Source organism: Bartonella sp. AP9QHHD (assembly GCF_042195625.1).
GTDB lineage: Bacteria > Pseudomonadota > Alphaproteobacteria > Rhizobiales > Rhizobiaceae > Bartonella.
The window spans coordinates 1-2,793 of record NZ_JBHIOP010000112.1 but is presented as its reverse complement, the minus strand read 5'-3'; the positions used below and the strand labels follow the sequence as shown (position 1 = coordinate 2,793).

The following is a 2,793-nucleotide window of genomic DNA, read 5'->3' as shown; positions in this document are numbered from 1 at the left end:
ATTGAGTTCTTGGTCATCACTTTATCCTGAGTATGGACAACAAAACACAATAGATGCGATTATAAGAGATCAATTGCATGCTCTTGTAGCGACTTGTGCACAAAGAGATCTCAATCCGGCAGAAGAGATTTATAGAATAGCGCAAAATCTTGGCTATCAGAACCAAGCATTACAAGCGAATAATCAAGTTGCTGCGCTTCAAAGCCGGCAGAATTCTGCGAGAACCTTAACGGCATCTGGTGGAGGGGGCAGTGTTGGACCAATCACTTTAGCAAGCATTGATAGGATGTCAGAAGAAGAATTTGACGCTTGGATATCAAATCCGAAAAATAAAGCAATTTTTCGGCAATTGCATGGTGCTGGTAACGGGTATTAAGAGTGCATTTTTATAGAAATTAGCCTGTTTTATGCAGGGTTATGGTCCGGCTTTTAAGCCGGTTTTTTTTACAGCAAAGAAAGGTAAAATCAATGGCATTAACAACAGTTAGAGCAGATGATCCTCATGCGATAAGCACGTGGTCAAAATTATTAAATACAGAAGTTTCAAAGGCGATACCTATTGCCCCCCTTATAGGCAAGGGTTCAAACAGCATTATTCAACTTAAAACTGAAACACAGAAGGGCAGAGGGGATTGTGTTACATTTAGCTTACGTACACAGCTTTTGGGACGGGGAGTTACCTCAGGACAGACGCTTGAGGGGAATGAAGAGGCATTACAATTCCTTCATGACAGACTATATATTGACGAGCTTTCGCATGCAGTTCGTGTAGAAAATGAAGGTAGTATAGCGCAACAACGTACAACGTTTGATTTGCGTGACGAAGCAAAAGATGGCTTAGTTGATTGGTATGCAGATCGCTTAAGCTTGATGTTTTTCATTCAAGCTTGCGGATATACAGCAAGGACAATCTCTTTTGAAGATCGGATGATAGATATCGAGAATGTGCATTATGGATTTAATGAACCTCTGGCACCAAGTAGTAAGCGAATTATCCGTCCAGATGGTAAAACCAAGGATGAAGATCTCAGTGAAGCGCCAAAACACAGCTTTAGTTTGAAGCTTATTGACGAAGCTGTAAAAATGGCGAAACTTGCTAATCCCAAAATTCGACCAGTACGTGTGAATGGGGAGAGTGTTTATGTTCTCTATTTGCACCCAACACAAGTGATGCAATTGCGCACCAATACAGAGACTGGACAGTGGCTTGATATTCAGAAAGCTGCTTACACAGGCTCTCGTGCGCAAAACCCAATCTTTGATGGTTCTTTAGGCATGTATAATGGTGTGATTTTACGTGAATCTGAACATGTCACCCATGGGGTTAAATCTACCGATCATACAGCGAAAAAAAGTGTGCGTCGTGCTGTTTTTCTTGGAGCACAAAGTATCGTTATGGCTTTTGGAAATAATCGCAATGTCAATCGCTATAAATTGGTGGAAGAGCATTTCGACTATCAACGTTACTATGGTTTGTCTGCGAAAACACTGATTGGCATGAAGAAAACCCGTTTCAAATTTCCAAATAGCTCTCAAGCAGCGCAAGATTTTGGAACGATTGTTATCCCCACCTACAGTGGTGAACCTGATAATTAATCATAGGGAGGAAACAAGACATGGCAGATCAATTACCCCCTCCATTACAGGGCAGAAATCTACATACCCAACAGGTAAGTTTTTTGCGGTTAAATATCTCGCATAAAGATAAGCATCTTACGGAGAAAATTGGGATATTACCCCGTGGCGCTTTGATCACTTCAATAAAAGCGTTCGTCAAGACGGCATTTTCTGAGGCAAAATTAAAGATAGGCAGCACCTATGGCGGCAATGAGTTCAGTGAAAAAGACATCAAAGCCCAAGGCACGCAAGATTTTACGCCAACAGATCAAAAGTCTTTTGTTGCAGATGATAAGGAGATGACCCTTTATGCAACACGAGACAAAACCACCGATGCTGGTGAATGTATTGTGGTTGTGCAATTCGTAACAAATCATTGAGGGGATAAGACATGGCAGATTATTTACCACAGCCCTTGCAAGGGAGAAATCTTCATACCCAGCAGGTAAGCTTTTTGCGGCTTAATTTTAGCTATGAAGATAAAGAAAAGGTGATGAAGATAGGCACCCTCCCTCGTGGTGCTTTGATTACTTCGATTAAAGTGTTTGTTAAGACAGCATTTTCGGACACAAAGGTCAAAATAGGCAGCACTGCTGGAGGGACTGAGTTTGGTGAAGCGGAAATCAAACAACAGGCAGTAAAAGAGGTTAAGCCCACCAATCAGAAGGAATTTGTCCCTTATGATGAAGAGGTCACTCTCTATGCTAAAGCGGACAAAACAGTACAAGCTGGGCAAGCAAGTATAGTCGTTGAATTCGTGACTAATCACTGAGAGGTATTTTGATGACACGTCATTATATTCGGGTTAAGACTGGAGGACCGATACCTGTAAAGCGAGATGTTTATCGTCATAAGAGAACACTTTCGCACTTAGTGTCGGTCATTCAAGATGAGATTGATGACATAGCCGATGAGTATGTTCAACAAATCCAAGAAAGCATTTTTGCAGCCATTCGTTTTTGTGAACGGGAGACCTTTTACTTTAACGAAAGCCGTGATGTGGTGTTTGAGACACGGGCGGGACAAGGTGTTTATGATGCAAGCGCTACCCGCCCTATTGAAACAGCTGTTAAAATAAAAAACGTTTATCTAAGCTCTGATCAACATCATAAGTTTGCATTGGAGTGTAAGGACCATGTTTCTTTAGAGCCTTTGTTATCATCAGAGCAGCAAGGA

3 protein-coding genes and 2 pseudogenes are annotated in these 2,793 nt (G+C 41.5%); all 5 read left to right on the top strand.

Features of this window, described 5'->3' with window-relative positions; translation table 11 throughout:
- Nucleotides 1–376, top strand: a pseudogene (locus ACFIK4_RS09445) (hypothetical protein); the annotation flags it as partial.
- 92 nt (nt 377–468) lie between these two features.
- Nucleotides 469–1,596, top strand: a complete 1,128-nt coding sequence (locus tag ACFIK4_RS09440) for a N4-gp56 family major capsid protein (RefSeq protein WP_375628271.1) — start codon at nt 469–471, stop codon at nt 1,594–1,596.
- Nucleotides 1,597–1,616: 20 nt separating this feature from the next.
- Nucleotides 1,617–1,997 carry a hypothetical protein gene (locus ACFIK4_RS09435; protein WP_375675820.1) on the top strand — a complete coding sequence of 127 codons (381 nt, stop codon included), beginning with the start codon at nt 1,617–1,619 and terminating at the stop codon, nt 1,995–1,997.
- A gap of 11 nt (nt 1,998–2,008) precedes the next feature.
- A complete protein-coding gene (locus ACFIK4_RS09430) occupies nt 2,009–2,389 on the top strand; it encodes a hypothetical protein (protein WP_375612646.1) in 381 nt (126 codons plus the stop codon).
- 11 nt (nt 2,390–2,400) lie between these two features.
- Nucleotides 2,401–2,793, top strand: a pseudogene (locus ACFIK4_RS09425) (hypothetical protein); the annotation flags it as partial.